The sequence below is a fragment of the Stenotrophomonas sp. 1278 genome (assembly GCF_029892765.1).
GTDB lineage: Bacteria > Pseudomonadota > Gammaproteobacteria > Xanthomonadales > Xanthomonadaceae > Stenotrophomonas > Stenotrophomonas indicatrix.
On the sequence record NZ_JARXWD010000005.1, the window covers coordinates 150,696 to 177,470 of the forward strand.

Here is a 26,775-nt window from a genome sequence, read left to right on the forward strand (position 1 = left end):
GGGGGAGGAGCGGTGTTACGTGGCGGTCATGGGGCGACGATGCTGGCGGAGTCGCCCTCCTGGCCGATCAGCACGGCGTTGGCCCAGTTGGCACAGACCTGGGCGGGTTGGCTGCCCTGCGCACCCAGCGTGCGCAGGCTCAGGGTGGAAAAGCCACGGATGTCCAGCTCCGGCTTGACCACGCCGGGCGCCTTCACCAGGCCGCTGTCATACAGCAGGCGGTTGTCGCCCCAGACCTGGAACTGCAGGCCACCGGCCGTGCGGCAGGCGTCGTCAATGCCGAGGTCGGCACGCAGCAGGCGCCATCCCCCCTGCAGGCGCAGGTCGATGCGGCTGTTGGCGGACACGCCCAGGCCGCGGCGGAACTGCAGGCCGTTCATGCGCATGCCGGCGTCGCCGGTGAACGCCTTGTCGGCGTGCACCTGGCTGGCCAGCGCGGCCGGCACCGGCAGCTCGGAGAGATAGCGCTGCCGGGCCGGTCGCTCCGGTTCCTGGTGTTCGAGGATGTGGAAGGTGGACAGCGCAATCGGGCCGACGTCGCGCGGTTGCAGCGCGTCGAAGGCACGCGCACTGCCCTGTGCAGCGGTCACCATCGGATCGGTGCTGGAGGCACCATCACCTTCGGGGTTCTGCACGCTCAACACGCGGAAGCGCAGCAGGCGGCCGGCGTGGGCCGGGAAGTCGATGCGCTGCGTGCCTTCCTTCAGCTGCAGGTGGCCGCGGGCAATCGGTTCACCCCACTCGCCGTTGCTGTCGCCCAGGTACACCTCGTAGTCGCGCACCTGGCCGTGCTTCCAGTTCTTGTCGTTGCGCGGCGCGATGTCGATGCCATCGATCATCTTCCGTTCGCCGAAACCGATCACCCACTCATGGGCACCGGTGCGCACGGCCTGGTTGCGCACGCTGCGGAACCAGGTGGCCGGATCATCATCGAAGGCATTTTCCAGCGCATGGCCGGGTTCTTCGGCCGGGCGGTTGACCACCAGCAGGCTGTCGGCCGGCAGTTCGCGGCCCAGCACCGGTGCAGCCGGATAGGCATCGTCGGCGGCCGCTGCGGCGACGGCGAAGTCCAGCTGCAGCTGCAGCGGCTGGCGGATGTCCTGCGCCGCGGTGCGTACATGCAGGGTGCCGCGACGCTCCTTGGCATCGAAGTACCAACCCTCGCTGGCGCTGTTGAATGCGGTCGCGTCGGCCAGCGCCGGCAGCGCGCGGCCCGCGGCCTGCACCGCACGCGGCGCCTGCCGGCTGAGCACGCGCAGGCCATAGCGGCGCTGTGCCAGCTGGCCGTTGTACTGGCCCTGTACCGCATCGATCTGTACCTGCACCGGGCCACTGCCCCGTGCCGGCGCCTGCACACTGATCCGCTGCGTGCTCGATTCGCCCTGCTGGTAGCGGCGGGTGTTGCCGTCATCTTCGTACAGCGTGTACTGCGAATCACCCTGCGGGTACAGGTCGAAGGTCACTTCATCGAGCGGTTTCTCGCCGTCGAACAGCATCGACGGGTACATCGGCAGGATCGCACCGGCACGCACGAACACCGGCAGGGTGGCCAGGTCCACTTGGCGGTCCAGCTGGCGGCCATCGGCAGCGGCCTGCACGCGGCGGCCATCCCAGTAGTCGATCCAGCCGCCGGCGGGCAGGTGGATGTCGCGGCGCCAACCACGGCTGGCGGCCTGGCTGCGGTACACCGGTGCAACCAGCAGGTCGCGGCCGAGCAGGAACTGGTACTTGTAGGTTTCATCCTGCGCGTGCGGATCGCGCGGGTTGTCCCACATCAGGCCACGCACCGGCGGTGCACCGGTCTGTGCGGCCTCATGCACCAGCCCATACATGTACGGAGTCAGGCGCATCTTCAACTTCAGGTAATCGCGGTTGATGCTGCGGTAGGGCTCGTCGTACCACCACGGGTGCTTGCGCGCATTCGACGACCAGCCACTCATGCCCATCAGCACCGGGGTGAACGCCTTCCACTGCAGGTCGCGGGTGAAGGTCTCGGCGCTGCCGCCGAAGATCGCGTCCACATCGCCGCTGGCGTAGGCCATGCCGGACAGGCCCGAACCCACCAGGGTCGGTACATGCCAGCGGATGTAGTCCCAGCTGCTGCTCTGGTCGCCGGTCCAGGCCACGGCATAGCGCTGGATGCCGGCCCAGCCCATCACCGTCCACAGGAACGGGCGCGAATCGGAATTGTCGAGGATGCCGTTGAATGCCTGGCGGTTGGCATCCATCGCGAACTGGTAGCCCTTGCCGGTCCAGGCCACGTCCAGTTTCTGCACGCGGCTGCCGGCCTTGCCTACTTCCCAGGCGATCTTGTCGACGCCGTTCTCGGTCCACAGGCCGGTGCGGAAGCCGTACCCGGCCAGGCCCTTCACCGTCTCCGGCAACTGCTTGTAGCCGCAGCCATAGCCATCGTTGGGCAGGATCCAGCCGCCGGGCATGTCATTGGCGCGGTACTGCTTGGCCACGCTGTTGATCACATCCGGCGTGGTGCCGGTCGGGCCGTCGCTCCAGCCCTCGGGCACGGTGCCGGGCTTCTTGCTGTTGTCGCCGTCGTTGTAGCAATCGGCATCGCCGTAGGACAGCGCCCAGCGCGCGACCATGTTCGGGCGGCCGGTCAGCTGGGTGTAGCGCTCGATCAGCTTCGGCAGATCGGCGCCAACGAAGTAATACGCATCGAAGCGGTCTTCGCGATGCAGCAGGGTGGCCTGGTCGCTCTGCCGCAGATCGTAGCTGCCATCGCTCCACGTATTACGCAGCATGCCCCAGCCACGGCTGCTCAGCAGCATCGGTGCCGGGCTCGGGCGATCCCCCTCTTCCCAGCCGCCGGAGTACGAGACGTCCAGTTCGCGGCCCTTGAACTGGTAGCGGCCGTTCTGTTGGCCACCGCCGTAATAGCCTTCATCGGCCTGCGAGGACAGCACCTGCACGCTCTGCGCGGCATCCAGGTCCAGCGGCTGCAGTTCCTGCCACAGCGCGGTGGGCTGGCCGTTGTCCAGACGCTCCAGGCGCAGGCGCAACGGCTGCCGCTGCACATGCAGCACGAGTGCAGCGGTACGCACGCGGATCTCCTGCGCGTCTTCTTCCAGCTGTGCCTGCACGTTGGCCTTGGGCTGCGGCAGCACGATCGGCGCGGCCTTGTCACCGGCACCGGTCAGCTTGCCGTTGCGGCCGGCCTGTACACGGATGATGTCGGTGGCCGGCAGTTCAATGCGGATGCGCGTGCCGTTGTCGGTCTGCAGGTCCCAGCCATTTACACCGTCGGTGCTGGCACTGGCGCTGACCGAGCGCAGGTTGCCGACCGGTGCGGCCTGGGCCGACAGGGACGCCGACAGCAGTGCCGGCAACAGGGCCAGCAGCAGTGGCGAACGACGAACGCAGATTTCCACACGGACTCCCAACCCGTTCACCGGGCGTTTCGAAAGCGGTTGGGCCGACTCTAGGGCAGCGATTCGAAAGATGTCAACAAATTGAAAGGAAAAAGGAAGATATATTTGGATGAAACGAAAGTTGTTGCGGCGCAATACTTTGTGTAATCGCTTGCAGGCGCCTGTTAAGCATTGTGCGATACGGCATCCGGCGGTTTCTTTCGTTTCCAGAGTGATGCCGCGCGAGGAAAGTCATCACCGCGATATCTTTCTTTTTACTTTCGGTATTTGACATTTCGAAAGAAAACGCAGATGGTGCGCTGGCCCAACTGGAACCTCCGAATGGACGTCACCCTGCTTTCCGATGTGTCCGCCTGGCAGCGCCGCGGCGGAGCCGATACCGCTACCGAAATCGCCCAGCAGCCGGCGCTGTGGGAAGCCCTTGCACAGGATCTGTCGCGTGCCCGCGACCGCCTGCAGGCCTTCCTCGGCGACAGCCTCAACGACCCGAACCAGCGCGTGCTGTTCACCGGCGCCGGCAGTTCCGGCTTCATCGCTGAAATGGTGGCCGATGCCATCAACGCGCAGTGGCCGGCCGAGGTGCGCGTGGTGCATACCACCAGCCTGCTCACCCATCCTGCGCTGTACCTGCAGCGCGATCGTCCGACCCTGCTGGTGTCGTTCGGCCGCAGCGGCTCCAGCCCCGAAAGCGTTGCCGCCGTCGACCGTATGCGCAGTGACGTGGACGATGCGCGCTTCCTGGACATCACCTGCAATGCCGAGGGCGAGCTGGCCCGCCGTGGCGCCGGCCGTGCCGACACCTGCACCCTGCTGATGCCGTCGGCCAGCTGCGACCGTGCATTCGCCATGACCAGCAGCCTGACCTGCATGCTGCTGGCGGCATTGACCGTGTTCGACCGTTCGCCGTGGGATGCGCGCATCGCGCGCCTGCAGCAGATTGCCGGTCTGGCCCGCGAAGGCCAGGCCCAATGGGATGCAGCTGTGGCCGCGCTGGCGCAGCGCCCGTTCAACCGGGTCATCTACCTTGGCAGCGGCCCGCTGGAAGCGCTGGCGCGCGAGGCTGCGCTGAAGGTGCTGGAGCTCACCGCCGGCCGCGTGCTGGCGCTGGCCAACACCCCGCTCGGCTTCCGCCATGGACCGAAGTCCACGCTGGACGGCAGCACCCTGGTGGTGGTGCTGCGCAGCGTGCAGCCGCTGGCGCGCCGTTATGAGCAGGACCTGCTGGAAGAACTGCGCCGCGACGGCGTCGCCGGCCAGGTGCTGTCGATCGGCCCGCATTCGGATATCGGCGCCGACGATGACTACACCCTCACCGTGCCTGCCCTGGATGACCCGTGGCTGGCCCCAGTGTGGCTGGGCTTTGCGCAGCTGTACGCGCTGCAGCGTTCGGCCGCACTCGGCCTGACCCCCGACAATCCGTTCCCGGACGGCACCGTCAACCGCGTGGTCAAGGGTGTCACCATCCACCATGGCTGAGCTGATCGCCAACGCCTGCTACGGCATCGACATCGGCGGCACCAAGATCGAACTGGTGGTGTGCGATGCGGCGATGCAGGTCACCTGGCGCCGCCGCGTGGCTACCCCGCAGGGTGACTACGACGGCTTCCTGCAGGCGGTGGTGACATTGGTTGCTGAAGCCGATGCTGCGCTGGGTCGCAGCGATGCGGCCATCGGCATCGCCCTGCCCGGCGTGCGTGATCGTCGCAACGGCCGCCAGCTCAGCGCCAATGTGCCTGCGCTGACCGGTCAATGCGTGGCGGCTGATCTGCAGGCACGCCTGCAGCGCCCGCTGCATTTCGGCAACGACCTGCAGTGTTTTGCGCTCTCTGAAGCGCACGGTGGCGCCGCCGATGGCTACCCCAGCATGTTCGGCGCCATCCTCGGCACCGGTGCCGGTGGCGGCTTCTGCCTGCAGGGGCGCCTGCTGTCCGGCTTCAACGGCCTGGCCGGCGAATGGGGCCACTGGAGCGTGCCGGGCCACCTGCTGCAGCGCCATGGCCTGCCGCTCATCGATTGCGCCTGTGGCCTGCAAGGCTGCGTGGAGCGCTACGTGTCCGGGAGTGGCCTGGCGATGATCGAGCGCCACCTCGGTGGCAACGCTGCCGATGCCAGCGTGGTGGTCGCCTTGGCCGAGGCCGGCGATGCGCGTGCACGGCAGGCGCTGGACATCCATCGCGACCTGCTCGGCCACAGCCTGGCCGCCCTGGTGCTGGCGCTGGACCCGCACGTGATCGTGCTCGGTGGCGGCCTGTCCCAGTACGCACCGCTGTACCAGCTGTTGCCGGCGGCCATCGCCGCGCATCTGTTCAACGGCGTGCAGGTGCCACCCATCGTGCCGCCGCGCTTCGGCGATGCCGGTGGTGCACGCGGTGCCGCCCTGCTGGCCTGCCAACCCTCGTTTTCCTGATGTCCGGAGCTTGACCATGTCCCCGTTGCAGACCCTGCTTGCCTCCCACCGCGCCGGCCACAACGTCGGCCTGTACAGCGTCTGCTGCAGCAACGAACAGGTGCTGCGCGCGGCCATGCACGTGGCGTTGGCGCACGATACCGTGCTGCTGATCGAAGCCACCTCCAACCAGGTCGACCAGTTCGGCGGCTACACCGGCATGACCCCGCCGCAGTACCGCGACTACGTCGGCACCCTGGCCGATGAGGAAGGCTTCCCGCGCGAGCGCTTGATCCTCGGCGGTGACCACCTTGGCCCGAACGCGTGGCAGAAGCGCCCGGCCGCCGAAGCGATGACCCATGCGCGCGTGCTGATCGAGGCCTACGTCGCCGCTGGTTTCCACAAGATCCACCTGGACTGCAGCATGTCCTGCGCCGATGACCCGGTGCCGCTGCCCGATGCCATCGTTGCTGCACGTTCGGCCGAGCTGGCCGAGATCGCCGAGCGCACCGCCGCCGAGCACGGCCTGCCGCCGCCGGTCTATGTCATCGGTACCGAAGTGCCGATTCCCGGTGGCGAAGCCTCGCTGGCCGGTGGCCTGCAGGTGACCACCCCGGCCGCCGCTGCGCAGACCCTGGCCATCCATCGGCAGGCCTTCGATACCCCGCTGCTGCGCGATGCATGGCAGCGTGTGCTGGCCATGGTGGTGCAGCCGGGCGTGGACTTCGACCACAGCAGCGTGCACGAGTACGACGCGGCCGCCGCCAGCGAGCTGGCCGACTTCCTCGAACAGCAGCCGCGCATCGTGTTCGAAGCGCATTCGACCGACTACCAGCGCGAAAGCGGCCTGCATGCCCTGGTGCGCGACCATTTCGCCATCCTCAAGGTTGGCCCCGCGGCCACCTTCGCCTACCGCGAAGCGCTGTTCGCACTCGCTGCCATCGAAGCCGAGCTGCTGCCGGCCGCGCAGTGCTCGCGCCTGCCGCAGGTGCTGGACGAGGTGATGGTGGCGCTGCCGAAGTCCTGGCAGTCCTACTACCAGGGCGACGAAGCGACCCTGCGCCTGCTGCGCAGCTATTCCTTCAGTGACCGCTGCCGCTACTACTGGGGCGAGCCGGCGCTGGTGCAGGCCGTGCAGACCCTGTTCGCCAACCTGGAACTGCACGCGCCGCCGCTGGTGCTGCTCAGCCAGTACCTGCCGGAGCAGTACCGCGCCGTGCGCGAGGGCACCCTGGCCAATACGCCTACCGCCCTGGTGCAGCATCGCATCGGCCTGTGCCTGGGCGAATACGCCCGCGCCTGCAGCGCCAACCAGGCAGGAACCCGCAAGCACAACGCAAGTCCGGCTGCCGCCGATCTTGCGAACGGCTAATCTCTACCTTTCCCTGCGAAACCGAGAATGGCCATGCGCAACACCCGCTCCCGCCGGCAACAGATCCTGCAGCTGCTGATCGAGCACGGCTCGGTGCAGGTGGCCGATCTGGTCGAGCGTTTCGGCGTGTCGGCGGTGACCATCCGTGCCGACCTGACCCACTTCGAATCGCAGGGGCTGGCCACGCGTACCCACGGCGGCGCCACCCTGGTGCGTACACCGCCGCAGGAGCAGGACATCCATGAAAAGGATGCGCTGAACCTGCCGCTGAAGGATTCCATCGGTACGGCAGCCGCGCGCCTGGTGCAGGCCGGTGACAACATCATCATCGACTCCGGCTCCACCACGATGACCCTGGCCCGCCATCTGCGCGAACACCGCGATGTGACGGTGATGACCAACGGCCTGAACATCGCCTGGGAACTGGCCAACGCCGCCGGCATCACCGTGTTGCTGACCGGCGGACTACTGCGCCAGCAATCGCTGTCGCTGCAGGGCAGCCAGGCCGAAGCCAGCCTCAACTCCTACAGTTTCGACACGCTGTTCCTGGGCGTGGATGGCCTGGACCTGCAGTTCGGCCTGACCACCCACGACGAAGCCGAAGCCCGCCTCAACCACCGCATGGTCGAACGCGCGCGGCGCATCGTGGTGCTCACCGACGCCTCCAAATTCGGACGCGTCAGCCTGCACCGCATCGCCCGCCTCGATCAGATCCACGCCATCATCACCGACGCCGGCATCGACGACGCGACCCGCGAGGGGCTGCAGCGGCTGGGCATCGAAGTGATCATCGCCGAGCCCCCCGCATGACCGATATCCGCTCCCTGCACGGCCGCATCCTCACCCCGTTGGGCTGGCGTCGCGGCCAGGTCCAGTTCGATTCACACGTGCGCCAGCTGCAGGTAGATGACCACAGCGGCGGCGATGACCCGCAACTGCCGGTGATCCTGCCCGGCTTCATCGACCTGCACGTGCATGGCGCGGCCGGCGTCGACCTGATGCAGGGCGGAGACGTGGCCCGCACCATCGCCCGCACCCATGCGCGCTTTGGTACCACCACGCTGCTGGCGACCACCATGACCGCTGGCCTGGACGAGATCGAATACGCGCTGCAGGGCGTTGCGGCAACGATGGCAGCGCCCGATGCCGATGCCGCCTGCATCGCCGGTGTGCACCTGGAAGGCCCCTTCATCAGCCCGCAGCGGCTGGGCGCACAACCCAATCGTACGATCGAGGCGACGATGGCGCTGGTGCGGCAGCTGCACGCGCTGGCACCGATCCGGGTGATGACGCTGGCGCCGGAGATCGGCGAGCACACCGCGCTGATCCCCGCGCTGTCCGCACTCGGCATCCGCGTGCAGCTCGGCCACAGTGCCGGCACCTACGAGGAAGGCGTGGCCGCATTGCAGGCCGGCGCTTCCGGTTTCACCCATCTGTTCAACGGCATGACCGGCGTCGACCACTACCGGCCGGGCATCGCCGCCGCTGCCCTGGCGCATGCGCAGTACGCCGAGATCATTCCCGACCTGCAGCACATCCATCCCGGCGTGATCCGCCTGGCCGCACGCGCAATTCCGCGCCTGTATGCGGTAACCGACGCGACGGCCGCCACCGGCATGCCCGATGGCGAGTACGCACTGGGCGAGCAGCGCGTACACAAGTGCGGCGGCTGCGTGCGCCTGGCCACCGGCTCGCTGGCCGGCAGCGCGCTGACCATGGACCAGGCGCTGCGCAACCTGGTGCAGGTGGGTCTGGATCTGGCTGACGCATCGCAGCGCGTGTCCACCTTCCCGGCCGATTACCTGGGCTTGAGCGATCGCGGCCGCATTGCGCCCGACGCCCGCGCCGACCTGGTGGTGCTGGATGCGGAGCTGCGCCTGCAGAAAGTGGTGGTGGGCGGTCGATTGATCGATCTGGACTGACACACGCCATGCGGCCCGGATGCCGCACTCAAGGCGCGCAAGCGCATTGCATCAGCCACGCACCATCCCGTTAGTCCAGGAACGAGCCGATGACCGCAGCCACTGCACCTGCCGTACCCGCTTCCACCGCCCCGCGCTGGCCCGTACGTTACCTGCTCTTCATCGGCGGCCTCGGTGGCCTGCTGTACGGCATCGACATCGGCATCATCGCTGGCGCCCTGCCCTATCTTGAAGCCACCGCCAGCCACGCCTGGCAGCTCAGCAGCCAGCAGCTCGGATTTGTCGTCGCTGCGGTGCTGCTGGGCAGCGTGCTGTCCTCGCTGTTCGCCGGCATGATCGCCGACCTCATCGGCCGCCGTGGCGCGATGCTGCTGGCCGGCGTGCTGTTCACCGCCAGCATCCCGATCATGGCACTGGCCTCGGGTTACACCCCGCTGCTGCTGGGGCGCCTGCTGCAGGGTGTCAGCGGCGGCCTGATCGGCGTGGTCATTCCCCTGTACCTGGCCGAAGTGCTCAGCCCGGAACGGCGCGGCCGCGGCGCGGCGATGTTCCAGCTGCTGCTGACCGTCGGCCTGGTGCTGGCCGCGTTGATCGGCCTGTACCACGCCCATGCCGTGGACGCTGCCGCAGAGTCGGTGCGCTCGCTGCCGGTCGCGCAGCAGGCACAGGAGCTGTTCACGGTGAAGGACCACGCCTGGCGCACCATCTTCTGGACCTGCCTGGCACCGGGCCTGCTGTCCTGCGCCGGCATCTTCTGGCTGTCCGAATCACCGCGCTGGCTGGTGCGTCGTGGCCGCATCGATGATGCGCGCCGCAGCCTGCAGCGCGTGCTGCCCGCTGCCGACGTCGAGCCCACCCTGGCGCAGATCCAGGCTCCGGAATCGAGCAGCAGCAGCGGCAAGCGCGACCCGCTGCTCAGCCGCCGCTACGTGGTGCCATTCGTGTTGGCCTGCGTGGTGCTGGCCTGCACCCAGGCCACCGGCATCAACTCGGTGCTGGCCTATGCGGTCAACATCCTCAACCAGGCAGGCCTGTCCGGCTCGGTGGCCAACGGCGCCGACGTGGCGATCAAACTGCTCAACGCGGTGATGACCGTCGCCGCGCTGCTGCTGGTCGACCGCAAGGGTCGCAAGTTCCTGCTGATGCTGGGCAGCGGTGGCATCTGCGTGGCCCTGCTGGCCGCAGCAACGCTGTTCTTCCAGGCCGAACGGGGCCGCGCCGACGTGCAGCCGCACCTGCAGGCCGCAGTGAGTGGCGATGGCCTGCAACTGGTACTGGATGACGCGCAGTGGCAGCATCTTGCCGGTGGCGTCGACCGCGAGGGCCGGCCGCTGCAGCTGACCGTGTCCTACGCCTATGGCGACTTCACCAACGTGCGCGCGCTGCGCAGCGACAACCTGACCGACCGCGAGCTGCGCATCGAGCGCGCCGGCACCGTGCAACCGGACAGCGTCATCGGCGCGTTCTTCCGCACGATGCACCTCAATCCGTTCGCCGACCCGGCCAGTGCCGCGCAGGCACCGCTGCGCATCGAGCAAGCCCGTATCGGCCCGATTCCGCCGCCCGCGCATGGCTGGGCCGTCGCTGCCTGCATCCTGGTATTCGTGGCGTTCTTCGCAGTTGGCCCAGGCGTGTGCGTGTGGCTGGCGCTGTCCGAGCTGATGCCCAACCGCATCCGCTCCAACGGCATGAGCATCGCGCTGCTGATCAACCAGTTCGTGTCCACCACCATTGCCGCCATCTTCCTGCCGACGGTGGGACACTACGGCTACGCCAGCATGTTCCTGTTCTGGGCGGGCTGCACGTTCGTGTTCTTCCTGGTGGCCGCATTCTGGCTGCCGGAAACCAAGGGGCGCTCGCTGGAAGAGATCGAAGCCGGGTTTGCAGGAAAGCAGCGCTGATTCAGCGCTGCTGTGGCGGCGCAGGGCCGCCGTGCGCGATGTAGCGCGCCATGTCGTGCACTTCGGCCACGCTCATGTTGGTACCGGCCACCTGCATGGACTCGCCAAAAGGGCCCGCTATGGTGGCCACGGACAGCACGTGGTCATCGACGGTAAGCGCCACCTGCTTGCCCACCAGGGCCTCGGTCGCGTGCAGCAACCGGCCGGCGGACTCCTTGCGGAACGTCAGTTCCAGTACGGACTGGTGGGCGGCGTCCAACGCCGCTCGCACGTCGACGATATCGGCACTGGTGAGCATCGGCGGCGCTTTCACGGCGATGCTGCGCCCTTGCCACTGCAGGGTAGCGCGGCCATCGGGATCGACCTCACGCATCTGCACCTGCACCCCCTCCCGCGGCGGATGCCGTGTCTCCGCCGGAAGCACCCGGTTGCAGCCCGCCAGCAGCAACACCGCGAGGCCGCCGCCGAGCAACGCCCATCTGTTCCAGCCCCGCATCAGCGCAGCTTCCTCAGCTTGAACGCCACCAGCACCTGCAGCACGCCGTACAGCAGGCTGCCGATGCCGATCCACAACGTGGTTACCGCTACGCCGGCATACGGGTTGGCCGCGAACAGCAGGCCCAGCACGATGGCCAGCACGCCGCTGAGAATCAGCAGCCACTCACCCTGGATCTGCCTGCGCACGCGGATGGCGAAGACGATGCGATAGATGCCTGCCACCAGCAGCCATGCCGCCAGGAACAGCACCAGCACGCTGGCGGTGGCCAGTGGATTGATCACCGCCAGGATGCCGAAGCCCAGCGAGGCGACCACGTACAGCAGCAGCCAGCCACGTGAGGCGCCACTACCACCGGTAATCAACGCCAGCAGGCTGATGACGCCTTCCACGATCGCCATCACACCCAGCGTCCACGCCAGCGCGATGGCCGCTGACATCGGCCAGCCGATCGCGATGATGCCGAAGCCCAGCGCGACCAGACCGTACAGCAGCAGGATCCACCAGCTGCGTCCAACGGCCGACAACAAGGGAGACAGAGGGGAATTCATGACCACTCCTTCGATCCGGGTTCGCGAACATCCTAGACCTACGGAATGAAAGGTGCGATCACGGCACCCGCGCACAGACCCATGCCCGCACATCTTCAGCCCCCACCAGCCGCAGCGTCTCGGCGACTTCCAGCACGGTGCTGCCGGTGGTCATCACATCGTCGACGATGGTCAGCCGCGCGGGGACGGCACCGCGCACATCGAAGGCGTCGAACAGGTTGTCGCGGCGCTGCTCGGCGCTGCGTTCGGACTGCGGCGCGGTATGACGGCGACGGTACAGCCCGCGCCACCTCGGCGTCCGCAGCAGCCGGCACAGCTCGGCTGCCTGATCATAGCCGCGCTGGCGCAGGCGTTTGGGATGCAGCGGCACTGGTACCAGGGGTGGGCACGACCATGGCGGCGGGTTGCGCAGCATCAACTGCGCAAGCAGGCGTCCGGCAGCCAGGTCCTGGTGGAATTTGTAGCGGACCAGCAGTTGATCGATCGGCGGCAGGTACAGCAGGCTGGCGTGGGTAGCGGTCTGCGGCGGAGGCTCGTCACGGCAGGTGCTGCAGATGGGCAGGGCTTCCTCCGGTAGCGGCAGCGCGCAGCGAAGGCAGGCGCGACCCGCCCACGGTAGATCGGCGAGACAGGCGACGCAGAGGTCGAAGGTGTCGTGGCCGGGCTCGCTGCAGACCAGGCAGCGCAGGGGCAGCAACAGGCGAAAGGCCGCCTGTAATGGTTCACCAAGGGCAGAAGGCAGTGGGAAGCGCATGCCGCAGCATCGCCCTGCAAGCGCAGGCTGCCCATCGGTGAAGGGGCTGCCTGCATGTCAGTACAGGGAGCGTTGGCCGATGGGGGCTGCACCTTGCCAGGCCGTAGACCTGCATCGCACCTGCTACCGCGCGCTTCCATCCACATACGGCCGGAACTGCAGAACCAGCACTGGCCGATCCTGCGCCAGCTATCATCAGGATGGGCGCGGTTGCCCTGGATGGACCTCTACTGCATGGACGGACTGACGCTGGTCAAAGCAACTGCGCAGGACGCAGATGTGGTCTTCAGATTGATGCAGCTGTATTACTTCGAAGCCTCTGCCTGGAGTGGTGAGGAGATCCTTGCCGATGGTCTCTACGACTGCGCACTTGCCGATGTCCGGGCCCGCCTGCAGGAAGAGCCGGAGTGGACCCGTCTGCTCTGGCTCGATGGCCAGCTGTGTGGATTCGTCCAGGTGGATGAAGTCGAGTTCCAGGGGCGGCGCCTGCCAGAGTTGGCCGATCTGTTCATCCTTCCAAAGCATCGGGGCAAAGGCATCGCGTCCGCAGTGGTCGCAGAGCTTGTGCGGCCTAAGTCGGGGGAATGGCTGCTGGCCACATTCCGCAAGGATCATGTGGCGCACGCATTCTGGGAACGGAATCTTGCAAGGATGGGCATGGCGTACAGCGTCCCAGCCGGGTCAGAAGGAACAGACTTCCGCCTGTTCCTGATCAGGGCGATATGACGATGGGGAGCCCCCCCAGCTCCCCGGTCAGCACTCGCCCGCGCCAGGATGGCCAATAGGACGGTGCAACCACGCAAGGGCTTGCCCTGCTCCTGGCGGCGGCAGCCCAAGGCTGGACGTGGCTGGCTTGGGCTCACCGGGGGTCAGCCGCACGCAGCGGATCGACCACCGTGAATTCCCCTCAAAACTCGATCCCATTGGCTGCACGCTGGCAGGCAGGCAGTCCCAGCGCGATACGCGTTCGCCCGATCGTGGCCGCGATCTCCTGTTCAAAGCCAGCCCCTGACTCCAGGCAATGCAGCAGCCCGACAACCCTCTGCTTCAGCTCAACGGCCCATGGCACGTCATTTGGATCGGCGATCACTTCTGTAAACAACAACCCACTGCGTTCGACCTCACCCGCCAACCCCGCCAACACCGCCGAGTGGTACGTGTTCCATAGCGTGGGCGATGCATTGGCAGTGGTCCACGCCAGCGCGTGGGCGATCGAGGGGAAGCGATCGCGCAGCGCAACGACTTCCTGCGCTGCATGCCTGGCCAGCAGCGTGGCCTCCGCCGAGAACTGCTCCTCGTCGATGAATTCGTGGAAGGTTCCCACTCTGTGCCCGGCGTCGAATGAAAGGAAGTCCTTCTCATGCCAGAGCCAGCACGCTCCAACATTCAGATAGCTTCCCTTCCGTCCCGAAGAGGGCTGGAATTCAACCACGCCGATCCACCATACCTGGTCGTCAATCCAGATTCTGGAGCGTCCCTTCTGCACGCAGCCCAGAGGGCGCAGCACCGTTCTGGCTGCAGCGTTGATCATTCGAGAGTGCTGAGCGGTCGACATCGAAGGCATCCTTGCGCTTGCGAACGTTCGCGGAATCGTACTAGAAGGAACGTCGGCCAGCATCATTGAATCGGCGAAGAACCCGCCCACTCGTCCCTTCAACATTGCTGGTCGTCCGCTTCATACGAAAGCGCAGAGACGTTGGTGAAACCAGAAAGGGGGCCGGCTGCGGGCACCGCGCACAGGAGTGCGGTGGTGTGCGCAGGGTGACACTTCCGCAAACGACACTGGAAGCGGGTGAATCAATGATCCTGCCGATTCACTCCATCATGCGCTCTCGCCAACGGCGCTTCTCCACGGTCCGGATGTTGGGCTGCGCGCGCAGTACATCCAGATATCGAGAAAGATGAAGCAATTCATCGTCGCAACCATCACCAGTGAACTCCCGCACCTGTATCAGATTTCCGTAGTTCTTGGCGTACTTGCTGGGAGTGTCGTCAATGCCGATCATCTGCTCCAGCGCAAAGCCTAGACGTTTCAGTTTGGCCAGGCGCTTCTGGCTGGTGTAGCCACCGGTCTCCCAATCACGCGCAGTACTGCAACGCTGGGACGACCACAGGAACTCCAGCGTGCGCCCTGGCATCAACCATGCCACCAGTGGCTCGGCATACAGACTGCCGGAAGATGTCCACACCCCTACGTTGAAGTGCGCGAATGCGAAATCCAGGAAGTCGTCAACGTAGGGCCGCTTGTAGACGTGATAGCCCACCACTTGAGTGTCAGCAGGACGGTGCAACTGACGCGCACTGGCATGAACCAGCGTTTCATCGAGATCGAGCACCAGGAGCTTTCGGTCAGTTGTGGGCATGCTTCCGGTCTGGTCTCGTTCCACGCTCAGCGGCATCGATAAAGGAAAGGTATTCGACAAGGTAGCGGCTGGGTCCGCCGCCTTTCAACAACATACCCCACAGCGTCAGCAGCATGCTGGACGCCCTGGGCCTACCCACACTGGTGGCGAGATGCCTGGTGGCAGCACGACTGGGGGACTAGTTGCCTAGGCTGAGATACCCGTCCGCTGCTTGACAGGCTGCCGGGATGTCCGGACCCTTCGCGGCATGACAATCGACGTCGAACACCTGAGCCTGCGCGAACTGAACGCCCTTGTGACTGCTGCCGAGCAGCGGAGGGCGCTGGTTGCCAGCCGCCGCCCCGTGGCCGTTGTCCGTCGCAAGCTGATCGCCTTCGCCGCGCAGTGCGGCTACACGATTGAAGAGCTGCTCGGGGCTGCGCCCGCCGAGGCCGCTGCACCGGTCCGCAAACCTGCCACACGGCGCAAGGCAGGCAAAGTGGCGGCCAAGTACCGCGACCCGGACAACAAGCGCAATACGTGGTCGGGCCGCGGCCGGATGCCGCGCTGGCTTGCCGAGAAGACCAAGCATGGCCGCAGCCCTGCCGATTTCCTGATTCCCGGGCTGGGCCGGTCCGACGTTCGAAAGTCCAGCGCGATCGGGCAGAGAACCGTCTTCAAGCAGAGCTGACCCGTGGGTGCTCGGCGCACGGAGCGGACGATCGCCGTGGCACCAACGCGTGCATTTCCAGGTCGGGCGGTGCAGGCAGCTCTATCGCATCGTAGCGACGGCCGTGGCCTGCAACTCCATCCAGCCGCTCACTCCTCGCCCAGGGCCACCGGCAGCGGCACCTTGCGGATCAACTTGAGCGCGCGTCCTTCCAGAACGTAGAAGAAGGCGAAGTTGCCGGTCCTGGCATAGTTGTCGTCGAACTCCCCGCCCTCGGCCACTACCAGCGCGCTGTGCGGATCGACCTTGACCACCATCGGGCCAAGCTCTCCGCCCAGCGATGGGGTGGCCAGCTTGCCGGTGCGCTTGCTGACGAAGGTCATCGAAACACAACTGGTTCCGCATCCCCATCCCACCAGCGTGTACTCGCCGGCAAAGCCAACCTCTCCGTCCTTCAGGGCTGCTGACAGGCGTGTCCTGAACATGCGGGCGCGCGGATCGCTGAGGTCCAGCGATGCGGCCGGTCCGCTATGGATCTTTGTTACGGGGTAGTCAGCGAACCTGGGATTGCCGCCTTCACCATTGAAGATCGCCTCGCGGATTCGCGCGTTTTCTGCGACCTGTGCGGCAGTCGGACCAATGGAACTTGCAGCATCCGTGGCATCCGGGGCGCTTGCCTGCATCGCCTGCACCTGCGTCACTGAGCAAAGGGCCAGTCCTGCGCCGGCCATGGCCAGCAGGATGACCAGCGATGTGCGACTTCTGGACATGCTCATCTCCTCAAGACGCCTTATCGCTCTGCACATGCTTCGGCGGCAAGCGAGCAGATCTGCACGACAGCCGCGACCTGCGGTGTCTTTCCCACGTGCCCGCAATCCTGCAGCCAGATCAATGCGTGCTGCCCCACCTTGAGATCGGTTTCATCGATGCCGCCGCCATAGACGGTCCACAAGCCGGTGCCGTCGTTGACGATGGTGCGGTGAACCGCGCCTGCGCGGGTCTGGACCGTCAGCTGGCGATCGCGGACCTTCACGATCGTTCCCGTCACCGAGGGCGGCGAGGGAGCGATGTCACCGCCGTCGGCGACCGGCAGCACGCACTGCGTCGCTGCAATGGCAACGACGGGAACGGTGGTCAGCATCAGGGCAGTGGCAATCGCCGTCGCCTGCAGCGCGTTCGCCGCCACGACCTTCAGTACCGCAATCAATGAGGTGTTCATGGCAATCCTTTGCGTGAGCACCCAGTCTAACCCTCGTCCGCACTGTAAACTTACATAAAATCAAAATAGTTGACAGCGCACTACGGCCCACCCAGACTGCGCCCTCGCTCCAGCCCTTCCAAGGTCCCGCCATGGCAACCGCCATCCGCCACGACTGGCACCACGACGAACTGCAGGCGCTGTTCGACCTGCCTTTCCCGGAACTGCTGTTCCGCGCCGCCGCCGTCCACCGCGAGCACTTCGACCCGACCCAGGTGCAGGTCTCCACGCTGTTGTCGGTGAAGACCGGTGGCTGCCCGGAAGACTGCGCGTACTGCCCGCAGGCGCAGCGCTACAGCACCGGGGTCAACGCACAGAAACTGATGGACACCGATGCGGTGCTGGCCAAGGCCCGCCAAGCCAAAGCGGCCGGTGCCTCGCGTTTCTGCATGGGTGCAGCGTGGCGTTCGCCGAAGGACCGCGACATCCCCAAGGTGGCGGCGATGATCGCCGGGGTGAAAGCGCTGGGCCTGGAAACCTGCGCCACGCTGGGCATGCTCAGTGGCGAGCAGGCGCGCGCGTTGAAGGACGCCGGCCTGGACTACTACAACCACAACCTCGATACCGCGCCGGACTACTACGAGTCGATCATCCACACCCGGCAGTACCAGGATCGCCTGGATACGCTGGGCCATGTGCGCGATGCGGGGTTGAAGACCTGCTGCGGCGGCATCGTTGGCATGGGTGAAACACGCGCGCAGCGGGTCGGCCTGCTGCTGGCGCTGGCCACCTTGCCGGCGCATCCCGATTCGGTGCCGATCAACAAGCTGGTGCAGGTGGCCGGCACGCCGCTGCATGGCAGTGCCGAGCTGGACCCGTTCGAGTTCGTGCGCATGATCGCCGTGGCCCGCATCGCCATGCCGCATTCGATGGTGCGGCTGTCGGCCGGCCGCGAGGCGATGAGTGATGAGCTGCAGGCGCTGTGCTTCCTGGCCGGCGCCAACTCCATCTTCCATGGCGACAAGCTGCTGACCACCGGCAACCCGGAGAGCGAGCGCGACATGGCCCTGTTCGCACGCCTGGGCCTGCAGCCGATGGCGGTGCAGGTGGACGCCGACGGTCATGACCATGGCGGCACCGTGCATGCCGATATCAGCGCCGATGGCCCCGGCTGCGGCTGCGCCCACGCGGCCTGAGCCGGCGGCCAAGCAGGCGTCGCGGCAACGCGCTACCCTAGCCGCCCCGTCGCCGCATCCAGCCGCCATGGCACGCCCCGACCTGACCGCCCGCCTCCAAGCCCAGCGCGCGTTGCGCGATGCACAAGGCCGTCGCCGCCCGCGGCGCACGGTCACCCGTCGCGATGGTGTGCGCCTGGAAGTCGATGGGCGCTGGCTGACCGGCTTCTGCAGCAACGATTACCTGGGCCTGGCCCAGCAGTTCAGCGTGGTCAACGCACTGCAGGATGCCGCCGCGCGCGAAGGTGCCGGTGCCGGTGCTTCGCACCTGGTCTGCGGCCACCACGCGCTGCACGACGCATTGGAACGCGAAGTGGCCGAGTGGCTCGGTTACCCGCGTGCCTTGCTGTTCGGCAGTGGCTTCACCGCCAACCTGGCCGTGCAGCAGGCGCTGCTGGGCGAAGAGAACGATGTCTGCGTGCAGGACAAGCTCAACCACGCCAGTCTGCTCGATGCCACCCGGCTGGCCGGCGCGCGCCTGCGCCGCTACCCGCACCTGGACGCGGAAGGTGCGATGCGCCAGCTCAAGCATGCGCCCGATGGCGCAGCGATGCTGGCTACCGACGGTGTCTTCAGCATGGATGGCGATATCGCGCCGCTGCGTGCGCTGTCGCTGGTCGCGCGCCTGCAGCAGGCGCTGTTCTACGTGGACGATGCGCATGGCGTGGGCGTGCTCGGCGATGGTCGTGGCGCGGTCGCCACCGCCGGCCTGGGCGTGGACGATGTGCCGCTGCAGCTGGTCACCCTGGGCAAGGCGCTCGGCGGTTCCGGCGCGCTGGTGCTCGGCCGCGAAGACCTGATCGAGCACCTGGCCGAAACCGCACGCCCCTACATCTACACCACCGCCATGGCGCCGGCGCTGGCGGCATCCGCACTGGAAGCGGTGCGCCTGGCCCGCCGCGATCATTGGCGCCGGGCGAAGCTGGCCGATCTGATTGCCCTGTTCCGCAGCGAAGCGCGACGTCATGGGCTGGATCTGATGGCATCGGAAACGCCGATCCAGCCGCTGTTGTGTGGCGACGACCACACTGCCATGGCGATGTCGCAGGCGCTGGAGCAGGCCGGCTGGCTGGTCGGCGCGATCCGCCCCCCGACCGTGCCGGAAGGCAAGGCGCGCCTGCGCGTCACCTTGTCCGCGCTGCACACCACCGAGCAGGTACGCGGCCTGGTCGAAGCCATCGCCGTTGCACGCGACCGCGTGGCCTTTGCCGCGCGCGAAGTGCTGCCGCCGTCGTTGCCGGCGCTGGCCTGAGTGATCGTGTAGTTCCCCATGCATATTGAAGTGACCGGCCATGGGCCGGACCTGGTACTGATCCACGGCTGGGCCCTGCAGGGCGGCGTGTTTGCGCCGCTGGTGCAGCGCCTGGCCGATCGATTCACGCTGCATCTGGTCGACCTGCCCGGCCATGGCCACAGCCGCGACGACAGCACCCCGCTGCGCCTGCCGTTCGTGGTCAATGCCATTGCCGCAGCCACGCCGCCAGCGGTGTGGTGCGGTTGGTCACTGGGTGGCCTGTTCGCGCTGCACGCGGCGGCCACGCTGCCGAAGGTGCGCGGTCTGGCGATGATCGCCGCCACGCCGCGCTTCGTGCGCGGTGATGACTGGCCGCATGCGGTGGAGCCATCGGTATTCGAGCAGTTCGGTCGTGACCTCGCGCAGGACTTCAGTGGCACCCTGGAACGTTTCCTGGCACTGGACGTGATGGGTTCGGCGCATGCCCGCGAGGAACTGCGCACCCTGCGGCAGCGCCTGGTCGAACGCGGAGCGCCCACCGAACGCGCACTGCGCGAGGGCCTGCAGCTGCTGGAGAGCACCGACCTGCGCGGTGCCCTGCCCGCACTGGGCAAGCCCAGCCTGTGGATTGCCGGCCAGCGTGACCGTCTGGTCTCGCCGGCGGCGATGCAGGCCGCTGCCGCGCTGGCGCGCCGGGGCCAGTCATTGACCGTGGGTCATGGCGGCCACGCCCCCTTCCTCGGCCACGCCGATGACGTTGCAGCCGCCCTGCGACACTTCGTTGCCGGCCTGTCACCGGCCGATGGCGGACAATGAGCCTTCCTAAGCTTGTGCAGGACTGACGCATGGATCTGGGCATTTCCGGCCGCTGGGCACTGGTCTGCGGCGCCAGCAAGGGGCTTGGCCTGGGCTGCGCGCGCGCATTGGTGCGCGAAGGCGTGAACGTGGTCATCGTCGCCCGCGGTGACGCTGCACTGCAGGCCACGGCTGAAGAACTGCGTACGCTGCCCGGTGCCGCTGAAGTGCGGGCGATCGCCGCCGACGTCACCACAGAGGCGGGCCGCGCCCAAGCGCTGGCCGCCTGCCCGCAGGTCGACATCCTGGTGACCAACGCCGGCGGTCCGCCGCCGGGCGACTTCCGCACGTTCGAGCGCGACGACTGGATCGCCGCGCTGGACGCCAACATGCTGGCGCCGATCGCGCTGATCCGCGCCACCGTGGACGCGATGATCGAGCGCGGCTTCGGCCGCATCGTCAACATCACCTCGTCATCGGTGAAGGCACCCATCGACGCGCTGGCGCTGTCCAACGGCGCGCGCAGCGGCCTGACCGGCTTCGTCGCCGGGCTGGCGCGGCGCACCGTCGTCCACAACGTCACGATCAACAATCTGCTGCCCGGCCAGTTCGATACCGACCGCCTGCGCGCCAACTTCGCCCACGCCGCCGGCCAGGACGGGGACGTGCAGGCGGTGGCCGAACGCCGCCGCCAGCAGATCCCCGCCGGCCGTTTCGGCACGCCGGACGAATTCGGCGCCGCCTGCGCCTTCCTGTGCAGTGCACAGGCCGGTTACCTCACCGGGCAGAACCTGCTGATCGACGGCGGCGCCTACCCCGGTACGTTCTAAGAGACTTCTGCAATGCCGTCCCACTTCGATGCCCGCCATGTCCGCCGCGCCTTCGCCCGCGCCGCCACCAGCTACGACGCTGCCGCCGCCCTGCAGCGCGAGGTGCAGTCGCGGCTGCTGGAATCGCTGGACTACCTGGAGGCACGCAAGCCGGAGGTGGTGCTGGATATCGGTGCCGGCACCGGCCATGCCAGTGCGCTGATGAAGAAGCGCTGGCCGAAGGCGCAGGTGATCGCGCTGGACGTGGCACTGCCGATGCTCGACCAGGCCAAGCGCCAGGCCGGCTGGTGGAAGCCGTTCCAGCGCCTGGCCGCCGATGCCACGGCGCTGCCGTTGGCCGACAACAGCGTCGATGTGATCTTCAGCAACCTGTGCCTGCAGTGGGTGGACGACCTGCCGGCGGTGTTCGCCGGTTTCCGCCGCGTGCTCAAGCCCGGTGGGCTGCTGGTGTGTTCGACGTTCGGGCCGGAAACGCTGGTCGAGCTCAACGAGGCCTTCGCCGCCGCCGACGACCGCCCGCACGTGAGCCGCTTCGCGCAGATCGCCCAGTTCGGCGATGCGCTGATGATGGCCGGCTTCCGTGATCCGGTTCTGGACCGCGACCTGTTCACCCTGACCTACGACGACCTGCCCTCGTTGATGCGCGAGCTGCGCGCGATGGGCGCGACCAACGCACGGGTCGATCGCCGCCATACGTTGACCGGCCGGGGGCGGTTCGCGGCGGCAGCGGCGGCGTACGAACCGATGCGCCGTGCCGATGGCAAGCTGCCCAGCAGCTGGGAAGTGATCTACGCCCATGCCTGGGCGCCGGATCCGGGCGCGCCGATCCGCGAAGGTGGGCATGACATTGCTTCCGTGCCGGTGTCGGCGATCCCGATCCGGCGCAAGCAGACCTGATTCGAAGGCGCCGCCGGGCATGGCCCGGCGCTACCAGGCGCGCGTTATGGGTAGCGCCGGGCCATGCCCGGCGAGCGCAGCGGCAGCCGCTCAGGTATTGGCCGGTGAACTCAACGGCGGCCGTACCAGGTCGCGGTGGAAGAAGTAGATCTCCTGCACCAGGAAGCGCCAGCTGGTATGGAAGCTGCGGAAGCGCGTGCTGGGCGTGGACGAGGCCAACGCCTGGATGCCCAGCGCCTTGCTCAGGCGCAGCGCGCGCGCCATGTGCAGCGGGTCGCTGACGATGATCACCGAATGCAGCTTGCGCTGGTCCATCAGCCGCTTGGCCTCGACCAGGTTCTGCACGGTATTGCGCGAGGCGGTCTCGATGAGGATCGCCTCATCGGGAATGCCGTGCTTGAGCGCATAGCGCCGGGCCACCTGCGATTCCGAGAAGCGCGCACCGGTGCCGCCGTAGCCTCCGGTAAAGATCAGCAGTGGCGCGTAGCCGGCGTCGTACAGATCCAGGCCGTGGCGGATGCGCTCTTCAAACACCGGCGAGGGCTTGGCATCGTAGGCCGCCGCACCCAGCACGATGATCGCGTCCGCCTTGGCCGCCTGGTCGCGCTCGCCGACCCAGACGATCCAGGCGGTCACGCCCAGCAGCCAGATCACCAGCAGTACGAACAACCGCCACACCCAACCGAGCAGGCCGGTACGTTCGCGATGGCGGCCGCGGCTCATGGCGCTCCCCAACGCAGGGCAGGCAGATCGACATTGCCGCCGGATAGCACCAGTCCAACGCGCAGGCCGGCGAAGCGCGCGGGCTGCGCAAGCACCGCTGCCAGCACGATCGCCGAGGACGGCTCGACCACCTGCTTGAGCACGTCCCACAGCAGGCGCATCGCCGCCACGGTGGCGGCATCGTCAACCACGATGACCTCGGCGCCCGCAGCCTGCAGCAGCGCGAAGTTGGGTGCGCCGATCAGCGTGCGCAGTCCGTCGCAGATCGTGTCCGGGGTAAATGCCTCCTGGCGCTTGCCGGTCGCCAGCGAACGGGCGGTGTCGTCGGCACCGGCCGGCTCGGCCAGCACCAGCCGTGTGCCCGGGCTGGCGTGCTGCAGGGCCAACGCGGTGCCACTGGCCAGGCCACCACCGCCCACCGGCACCACCAGCACGTCGAACGGCCCCTCGCTGTGCAGCAGCTCCAGCGCGGCCGTGCCCTGCCCGGCGATCACCGCGGGGTTGGTGTACGGATGGACCAGAGTGGCGCCGGTATCGGCCTGCACCTTGGCGCAGGTGGCCTCGCGGTCGGCAATGGTGGCCGGGCAGCGCCAGAGGGTGGCGCCATGCCGGGCGATATTGGCCAGCTTGGCGGCCACGGCCCCTTCCGGCACCACCACATGGCAGGGAATGCCCCGTGTGCGGGCAGCCAGCGCCAAGGCGGCACCGTGATTGCCGGAGGAATGGGTCACCACACCGGCACCGGCGTGGTCGGCGTCGAGCGACCACACCGCATTGCACGCACCGCGGAACTTGAACGCGCCGCCGCGCTGCAGGTGCTCGGCCTTGAACGCCAGTTGCGCACCGGCCAACGCATCCAGCGTGCGCGAGCGCAGCACCGGGGTCACGCTGGCATGGGGCGCGATCCGCGCGGCGGCGGCGAGGACGTCATCAGCGCGGGGCAACAGTGAATCGCTCATGACGCAAGATTAACGTATGGCCCCGCGCTGGCGAGGGCGCCATCGGTCATGCCAGCATGCATGCCTACACCGCCATTCATCCTGGCCGGCGGAATTAAGGGCTGATTCAACGCCGGCGGCTGAAGCTGCCTGCATACCCGTCCTCTGGGGGGACCCATCATGAAAACGCGCCTGATGCTTGCCGGTGGCCTGCTGCTGGCCCTGACCGGTTGCACCACCTATGACTATGTCGGTGGCCGCGGCGGTGGCTACTACCACGGTGCGCCGTCGGTGGAGTACCGCTACCCCTATGGCTACCCGGCCGACTACGGCTATCCGTATTACGGCGGCGGTGGCTATTACGGCTATGGCGGCCCGTACTACCAGCGGCCGATCTACCGCCCGCCGCACCACAACCACCGCCCGCCACCGCGTCCCGGCAACGGCGGCGAAAACCGCCCGCCACCGCCGCCGCGCCAGAACAATGGCGGCTCGCCCTGGCGCAACATGGATTCGATGCGTCGACCGCCGCAGCCTGTACAGCGGGTCGAGCGCCCCTCGCCGCCGCCGCAGGCGCGTCCGGCCCCGGCTCCGCGTGCGCCGAGGATGAACAGTTCCCCCTGGCGTGCCATGGATCGTGAGAGATAGCGCACAGTTGACGCTTGTTCCATCTTGCATTTCACACGGTCCAAGCCTCAATCTACGCAGGTGGTGACGGCCAGCGTCACAAAGTGACAAAAGCGTTAAGGGCCCGTCCCAAACAGCTCTACGTCGATATCCGACAGGAACATCTGGATCCCCCCTGTTCCGGCCCTGTCGGATGTCGGCACCTTTAAAGACGAACGGCCCCGCACTGCGGGGCCGTTTGTTGTTTGGGACACCAGGGCGCGCGGGCAGTAGATCCACGCCATGCGTGGATGCCGCGTTCCCAGCCGCCCCAAAAAACAGGGCCGGACAGTCCCCCGACTGCCGGCCCCTCTGCTTCCCCACCGTGCGCCTGTACCGGCCCCTGTTCCAATTCCGGTCACCAGCGCCTGCGGCGCCAGCCACGGTGGGTGCTATTGGGTTATCTGCAAAAATCCTGCCAACTTTAGGGTTGATTTCGACGCCGGCCGGCCGGCGCCAACGTCCCTGCCCCGATTGGCGCTAAAATCGCCACCCCGGCGCCGTCTCCGGCTGCGCCTGCCCCTTGCTGAACAGCCCCCATGATCGATTCCTTCCATCGTTACGACGTCATCGTCATCGGCGGTGGCCACGCCGGCACCGAGGCCGCGCTGGCTGCGGCCCGTACCGGCGTGCGCACCCTGTTGCTGACCCACAACATCGAAACGGTGGGGGCGATGAGCTGCAACCCGGCCATCGGCGGCATCGGCAAGGGCCATCTGGTCAAGGAAATCGACGCCCTCGGCGGTGCGATGGCGCATGCCGCCGACCGCGCCGGCATCCAGTGGCGCACCCTCAACGCCTCCAAGGGCCCGGCCGTGCGCGCCACCCGCTGCCAGGCCGACCGCAACCTGTACCGCATGGCGATCCGCGCCATCGTCGAGGGCCAGGCCAACCTGACCGTGTTCCAGGCGGCGGTGGATGACCTGGTCATCGAGGGCGACCACGTGCGCGGGGTCATCACCCAGACCGGCCTGCGTTTCGATGCCGAGGCCGTGGTGCTGACCGCCGGCACCTTCCTGGCCGGCAAGATCCACGTCGGCCCGACCCAGTACGCAGCCGGCCGCATGGGCGATCCGCCCGCTACCACGCTGGCTGCACGCCTGCGCGAGCGGCCGTTCCAGGTGGACCGCCTGAAGACCGGCACGCCACCGCGCATCGACGGCCGTTCGCTGGACTACAGCGTGATGGACGAGCAGCCCGGCGACACGCCGCGCCCGGTGATGTCCTTCCTCGGCTCGGTGGATGAGCATCCGCAGCAGGTCAGCTGCTGGATCACCCACACCAGCGAGCAGACCCACCAGATCATCCGCGACGCCCTGCACCGCTCGCCGCTGTACAGCGGCCAGATCGAAGGCATCGGCCCGCGCTACTGCCCCTCCATCGAGGACAAGGTGGTGCGCTTTGCCGAGAAGGCCAGCCACCAGATCTTCGTCGAGCCCGAAGGCCTGGGCATCGTCGAGATCTATCCCAACGGCATTTCCACCTCGCTGCCGTTCGACGTGCAGCTGGAGATGGTGCGCAGCATCCGTGGTTTCCAGAACGCGCACATCACCCGCCCCGGCTATGCCATCGAGTACGACTTCTTCGATCCACGCGGGCTGAAGGCCTCGCTGGAAACCAAGCTGGTCAACGGCCTGTTCTTCGCCGGCCAGATCAACGGCACCACCGGTTATGAGGAGGCTGCCGCACAGGGCCTGCTGGCCGGCCTCAACGCCGCTCGCCAGGTGCGTGGCCTCGAGGGCTGGTGCCCGCGTCGCGACGAAGCCTACCTCGGCGTGCTGGTGGATGACCTGATCACCCACGGCACCAACGAGCCGTACCGCATGTTCACCAGCCGCGCCGAGTACCGCCTGCAGCTGCGCGAAGACAACGCCGACCAGCGCCTGACCCCGGCCGGCCGCGACATGGGCCTGGTCGATGATCGTCGCTGGCGTGCCTTCGAAACCAAGCAGGCTGCCGTAGCCGCCGAGCGCACGCGCCTGGGTGCGCTGTGGGCCACGCCGGCCAATGCGCTGGGCCGCGAAGTGCAGGAAACGCTCGGCGTGGCGGTCAGCCGCGAAACCAACGTGCTGGACCTGATCAAGCGCCCCGAACTGGATTACGCGCAACTGATGCGGGTGCCCTCGCTCGGCCCGGCCGTGGCCGATGGCAAGGTGGCCGAACAGGTGGAGATCGGGGTGAAGTACGCCGGTTACCTGGATCGCCAGCGCGAGGAGATCGAGCGCCAGCAGCGCCATGAAGCAACGCCGATCGCCGGCGATTTCGACTACGCCATCGTGCGCGGGCTGTCGGCCGAAGCGCTGCAGAAGCTCGAGCGCGTGCGTCCGCAGACCATCGGCCAGGCCCAGCGCATTCCGGGCATGACCCCGGCGGCAATCTCGCTGCTGCTGGTGCACCTGGAGCGCGCACGGCGCGGACGCGTGGCATGAAAAAACGGTAGTGCCGGCCGCTGGCCGGCAACCCGATACACCTTCGGCAG

The 26,775-nt window shown here is 67.3% G+C and carries 25 protein-coding genes; 15 read left to right on the forward strand and 10 right to left on the reverse strand.

Translation table 11 applies throughout. From position 1 onward, the window contains the following. Window positions 1-26: 26 nt before the first annotated feature. Complete coding sequence (locus M2299_RS07380) at window positions 27-3,386, reverse strand: TIM-barrel domain-containing protein (RefSeq protein WP_280884152.1); 3,360 nt, start codon at window positions 3,384-3,386, stop codon at window positions 27-29. A 321-nt stretch (window positions 3,387-3,707) separates the two neighbouring features. Here M2299_RS07380 and M2299_RS07385 point away from each other — a divergent pair, with 321 nt between their 5' ends. The 6 genes from M2299_RS07385 to M2299_RS07410 all read left to right on the forward strand — a co-directional run bounded on the left by M2299_RS07385 (window position 3,708) and on the right by M2299_RS07410 (window position 10,967). Then, the gene (locus M2299_RS07385) at window positions 3,708-4,862 is read left to right on the forward strand and encodes an SIS domain-containing protein (protein ID WP_280884132.1); all 1,155 of its coding nucleotides are present in this window, start codon (window positions 3,708-3,710) and stop codon (window positions 4,860-4,862) included. Next, window positions 4,855-5,793: an ROK family protein gene (locus M2299_RS07390; RefSeq protein WP_100437046.1), complete on the forward strand. Its 939-nt coding sequence runs from the start codon at window positions 4,855-4,857 to the stop codon at window positions 5,791-5,793. The genes M2299_RS07385 and M2299_RS07390 overlap by 8 nt, the downstream gene beginning before the upstream one ends. A gap of 16 nt (window positions 5,794-5,809) precedes the next feature. Further along, a complete protein-coding gene (locus M2299_RS07395; protein WP_100437047.1) occupies window positions 5,810-7,144 on the forward strand; it encodes a D-tagatose-bisphosphate aldolase, class II, non-catalytic subunit in 1,335 nt (444 codons plus the stop codon). A gap of 33 nt (window positions 7,145-7,177) precedes the next feature. Next, the gene (locus M2299_RS07400; RefSeq protein WP_032976943.1) at window positions 7,178-7,954 is read left to right on the forward strand and encodes a DeoR family transcriptional regulator; all 777 of its coding nucleotides are present in this window, start codon (window positions 7,178-7,180) and stop codon (window positions 7,952-7,954) included. After that, on the forward strand, window positions 7,951-9,066 hold the full coding sequence (locus M2299_RS07405; RefSeq protein ID WP_280884133.1) for an amidohydrolase family protein: 1,116 nt from the start codon (window positions 7,951-7,953) through the stop codon (window positions 9,064-9,066). The genes M2299_RS07400 and M2299_RS07405 overlap by 4 nt, the downstream gene beginning before the upstream one ends. An 89-nt stretch (window positions 9,067-9,155) precedes the next feature. After that, complete coding sequence (locus M2299_RS07410) at window positions 9,156-10,967, forward strand: MFS transporter (protein ID WP_280884134.1); 1,812 nt, start codon at window positions 9,156-9,158, stop codon at window positions 10,965-10,967. 1 nt (window position 10,968) lies between these two features. Here the strand turns inward: M2299_RS07410 and M2299_RS07415 are convergent, their stop codons facing one another. Genes M2299_RS07415 through M2299_RS07425 form a run of 3 tightly spaced genes read right to left on the reverse strand, consistent with a single transcriptional unit; the run spans window position 10,969 to window position 12,768 of the window. Further along, on the reverse strand, window positions 10,969-11,463 hold the full coding sequence (locus M2299_RS07415; RefSeq protein WP_280884135.1) for a hypothetical protein: 495 nt from the start codon (window positions 11,461-11,463) through the stop codon (window positions 10,969-10,971). After that, window positions 11,463-12,014, reverse strand: a complete 552-nt coding sequence (locus M2299_RS07420; RefSeq protein WP_025877483.1) for an HdeD family acid-resistance protein — start codon at window positions 12,012-12,014, stop codon at window positions 11,463-11,465. The genes M2299_RS07415 and M2299_RS07420 overlap by 1 nt, the downstream gene beginning before the upstream one ends. A 58-nt stretch (window positions 12,015-12,072) precedes the next feature. Next, the gene (locus M2299_RS07425) at window positions 12,073-12,768 is read right to left on the reverse strand and encodes a ComF family protein (protein ID WP_280884136.1); all 696 of its coding nucleotides are present in this window, start codon (window positions 12,766-12,768) and stop codon (window positions 12,073-12,075) included. A 234-nt stretch (window positions 12,769-13,002) separates the two neighbouring features. Here M2299_RS07425 and M2299_RS07430 point away from each other — a divergent pair, with 234 nt between their 5' ends. Next, window positions 13,003-13,494, forward strand: a complete 492-nt coding sequence (locus tag M2299_RS07430) for a GNAT family N-acetyltransferase (RefSeq protein WP_280884137.1) — start codon at window positions 13,003-13,005, stop codon at window positions 13,492-13,494. 181 nt (window positions 13,495-13,675) lie between these two features. Here M2299_RS07430 and M2299_RS07435 read toward each other — a convergent pair whose 3' ends face one another. Both M2299_RS07435 and M2299_RS07440 read right to left on the reverse strand, forming a co-directional pair. Further along, a complete protein-coding gene (locus M2299_RS07435) occupies window positions 13,676-14,323 on the reverse strand; it encodes a hypothetical protein (RefSeq protein ID WP_238492707.1) in 648 nt (215 codons plus the stop codon). Between the two features lie 259 nt (window positions 14,324-14,582). Continuing rightward, window positions 14,583-15,104, reverse strand: coding sequence for an HAD family hydrolase (locus M2299_RS07440; protein WP_157804433.1), 522 nt, complete (start codon window positions 15,102-15,104; stop codon window positions 14,583-14,585). Window positions 15,105-15,378: 274 nt separating this feature from the next. Here M2299_RS07440 and M2299_RS07445 point away from each other — a divergent pair, with 274 nt between their 5' ends. After that, window positions 15,379-15,801, forward strand: a complete 423-nt coding sequence (locus M2299_RS07445; protein ID WP_025877491.1) for an H-NS histone family protein — start codon at window positions 15,379-15,381, stop codon at window positions 15,799-15,801. Window positions 15,802-15,929: 128 nt separating this feature from the next. Here the strand turns inward: M2299_RS07445 and M2299_RS07450 are convergent, their stop codons facing one another. Further along, complete coding sequence (locus M2299_RS07450) at window positions 15,930-16,511, reverse strand: hypothetical protein (RefSeq protein WP_223486937.1); 582 nt, start codon at window positions 16,509-16,511, stop codon at window positions 15,930-15,932. A 59-nt stretch (window positions 16,512-16,570) separates the two neighbouring features. Continuing rightward, the gene (locus tag M2299_RS07455) at window positions 16,571-16,999 is read right to left on the reverse strand and encodes a hypothetical protein (RefSeq protein ID WP_099844067.1); all 429 of its coding nucleotides are present in this window, start codon (window positions 16,997-16,999) and stop codon (window positions 16,571-16,573) included. A gap of 131 nt (window positions 17,000-17,130) precedes the next feature. On the opposite strand from M2299_RS07455, the gene bioB reads away from it, so the two are divergent. From bioB to bioC, 5 genes are all read left to right on the forward strand, one after another. Continuing rightward, window positions 17,131-18,174: a biotin synthase BioB gene (bioB, locus tag M2299_RS07460; protein ID WP_280884138.1), complete on the forward strand. Its 1,044-nt coding sequence runs from the start codon at window positions 17,131-17,133 to the stop codon at window positions 18,172-18,174. A 67-nt stretch (window positions 18,175-18,241) separates the two neighbouring features. Continuing rightward, window positions 18,242-19,465 (forward strand): 8-amino-7-oxononanoate synthase, encoded by a 1,224-nt coding sequence (gene bioF / locus M2299_RS07465; RefSeq protein ID WP_032976863.1) that lies wholly within the window; start codon window positions 18,242-18,244, stop codon window positions 19,463-19,465. Between the two features lie 18 nt (window positions 19,466-19,483). Next, entirely contained in the window at window positions 19,484-20,263 is a 780-nt protein-coding gene (gene bioH, locus M2299_RS07470) for a pimeloyl-ACP methyl ester esterase BioH (RefSeq protein WP_280884139.1), read from the forward strand. Window positions 20,264-20,292: 29 nt separating this feature from the next. Beyond that, window positions 20,293-21,072: an SDR family oxidoreductase gene (locus tag M2299_RS07475; protein WP_059065512.1), complete on the forward strand. Its 780-nt coding sequence runs from the start codon at window positions 20,293-20,295 to the stop codon at window positions 21,070-21,072. A 12-nt stretch (window positions 21,073-21,084) separates the two neighbouring features. After that, window positions 21,085-21,969 (forward strand): malonyl-ACP O-methyltransferase BioC, encoded by an 885-nt coding sequence (bioC, locus tag M2299_RS07480; protein WP_025877501.1) that lies wholly within the window; start codon window positions 21,085-21,087, stop codon window positions 21,967-21,969. Window positions 21,970-22,059: 90 nt separating this feature from the next. On the opposite strand, the gene M2299_RS07485 is transcribed toward bioC, so the two are convergent. Continuing rightward, on the reverse strand, window positions 22,060-22,692 hold the full coding sequence (locus M2299_RS07485; protein ID WP_025877503.1) for a YdcF family protein: 633 nt from the start codon (window positions 22,690-22,692) through the stop codon (window positions 22,060-22,062). Beyond that, a complete protein-coding gene (locus tag M2299_RS07490; RefSeq protein ID WP_025877505.1) occupies window positions 22,689-23,651 on the reverse strand; it encodes a pyridoxal-phosphate dependent enzyme in 963 nt (320 codons plus the stop codon). Before M2299_RS07490 ends, M2299_RS07485 begins: the two co-directional genes overlap by 4 nt. A 159-nt stretch (window positions 23,652-23,810) precedes the next feature. Here M2299_RS07490 and M2299_RS07495 point away from each other — a divergent pair, with 159 nt between their 5' ends. Both M2299_RS07495 and mnmG read left to right on the forward strand, forming a co-directional pair. Further along, window positions 23,811-24,278, forward strand: coding sequence for a hypothetical protein (locus tag M2299_RS07495; RefSeq protein ID WP_099844075.1), 468 nt, complete (start codon window positions 23,811-23,813; stop codon window positions 24,276-24,278). A 557-nt stretch (window positions 24,279-24,835) separates the two neighbouring features. Further along, complete coding sequence (gene mnmG, locus M2299_RS07500) at window positions 24,836-26,725, forward strand: tRNA uridine-5-carboxymethylaminomethyl(34) synthesis enzyme MnmG (protein ID WP_080149610.1); 1,890 nt, start codon at window positions 24,836-24,838, stop codon at window positions 26,723-26,725. The last annotated feature ends 50 nt before the right edge of the window (window positions 26,726-26,775 follow it).

What these genes read in the sequence shown, in the direction of transcription:
- M2299_RS07385 (WP_280884132.1), top strand. Translation starts at nt 3,708, where the DNA reads ATGGACGTCACCCTGCTTTCCGATGTGTCCGCCTGGCAGCGCCGCGGC.
- M2299_RS07390 (WP_100437046.1), top strand. Translation starts at nt 4,855, where the DNA reads ATGGCTGAGCTGATCGCCAACGCCTGCTACGGCATCGACATCGGCGGC.
- M2299_RS07395 (WP_100437047.1), top strand. Translation starts at nt 5,810, where the DNA reads ATGTCCCCGTTGCAGACCCTGCTTGCCTCCCACCGCGCCGGCCACAAC.
- M2299_RS07400 (WP_032976943.1), top strand. Translation starts at nt 7,178, where the DNA reads ATGCGCAACACCCGCTCCCGCCGGCAACAGATCCTGCAGCTGCTGATC.
- M2299_RS07405 (WP_280884133.1), top strand. Translation starts at nt 7,951, where the DNA reads ATGACCGATATCCGCTCCCTGCACGGCCGCATCCTCACCCCGTTGGGC.
- M2299_RS07410 (WP_280884134.1), top strand. Translation starts at nt 9,156, where the DNA reads ATGACCGCAGCCACTGCACCTGCCGTACCCGCTTCCACCGCCCCGCGC.
- M2299_RS07415 (WP_280884135.1), bottom strand. Translation starts at nt 11,463, where the DNA reads ATGCGGGGCTGGAACAGATGGGCGTTGCTCGGCGGCGGCCTCGCGGTG.
- M2299_RS07420 (WP_025877483.1), bottom strand. Translation starts at nt 12,014, where the DNA reads ATGAATTCCCCTCTGTCTCCCTTGTTGTCGGCCGTTGGACGCAGCTGG.
- M2299_RS07425 (WP_280884136.1), bottom strand. Translation starts at nt 12,768, where the DNA reads ATGCGCTTCCCACTGCCTTCTGCCCTTGGTGAACCATTACAGGCGGCC.
- M2299_RS07430 (WP_280884137.1), top strand. Translation starts at nt 13,003, where the DNA reads ATGGACGGACTGACGCTGGTCAAAGCAACTGCGCAGGACGCAGATGTG.
- M2299_RS07435 (WP_238492707.1), bottom strand. Translation starts at nt 14,323, where the DNA reads ATGTCGACCGCTCAGCACTCTCGAATGATCAACGCTGCAGCCAGAACG.
- M2299_RS07445 (WP_025877491.1), top strand. Translation starts at nt 15,379, where the DNA reads ATGACAATCGACGTCGAACACCTGAGCCTGCGCGAACTGAACGCCCTT.
- M2299_RS07450 (WP_223486937.1), bottom strand. Translation starts at nt 16,511, where the DNA reads ATGGCCGGCGCAGGACTGGCCCTTTGCTCAGTGACGCAGGTGCAGGCG.
- M2299_RS07455 (WP_099844067.1), bottom strand. Translation starts at nt 16,999, where the DNA reads ATGAACACCTCATTGATTGCGGTACTGAAGGTCGTGGCGGCGAACGCG.
- bioB (WP_280884138.1), top strand. Translation starts at nt 17,131, where the DNA reads ATGGCAACCGCCATCCGCCACGACTGGCACCACGACGAACTGCAGGCG.
- bioF (WP_032976863.1), top strand. Translation starts at nt 18,242, where the DNA reads ATGGCACGCCCCGACCTGACCGCCCGCCTCCAAGCCCAGCGCGCGTTG.
- bioH (WP_280884139.1), top strand. Translation starts at nt 19,484, where the DNA reads ATGCATATTGAAGTGACCGGCCATGGGCCGGACCTGGTACTGATCCAC.
- M2299_RS07475 (WP_059065512.1), top strand. Translation starts at nt 20,293, where the DNA reads ATGGATCTGGGCATTTCCGGCCGCTGGGCACTGGTCTGCGGCGCCAGC.
- bioC (WP_025877501.1), top strand. Translation starts at nt 21,085, where the DNA reads ATGCCGTCCCACTTCGATGCCCGCCATGTCCGCCGCGCCTTCGCCCGC.
- M2299_RS07485 (WP_025877503.1), bottom strand. Translation starts at nt 22,692, where the DNA reads ATGAGCCGCGGCCGCCATCGCGAACGTACCGGCCTGCTCGGTTGGGTG.
- M2299_RS07490 (WP_025877505.1), bottom strand. Translation starts at nt 23,651, where the DNA reads ATGAGCGATTCACTGTTGCCCCGCGCTGATGACGTCCTCGCCGCCGCC.
- M2299_RS07495 (WP_099844075.1), top strand. Translation starts at nt 23,811, where the DNA reads ATGAAAACGCGCCTGATGCTTGCCGGTGGCCTGCTGCTGGCCCTGACC.
- mnmG (WP_080149610.1), top strand. Translation starts at nt 24,836, where the DNA reads ATGATCGATTCCTTCCATCGTTACGACGTCATCGTCATCGGCGGTGGC.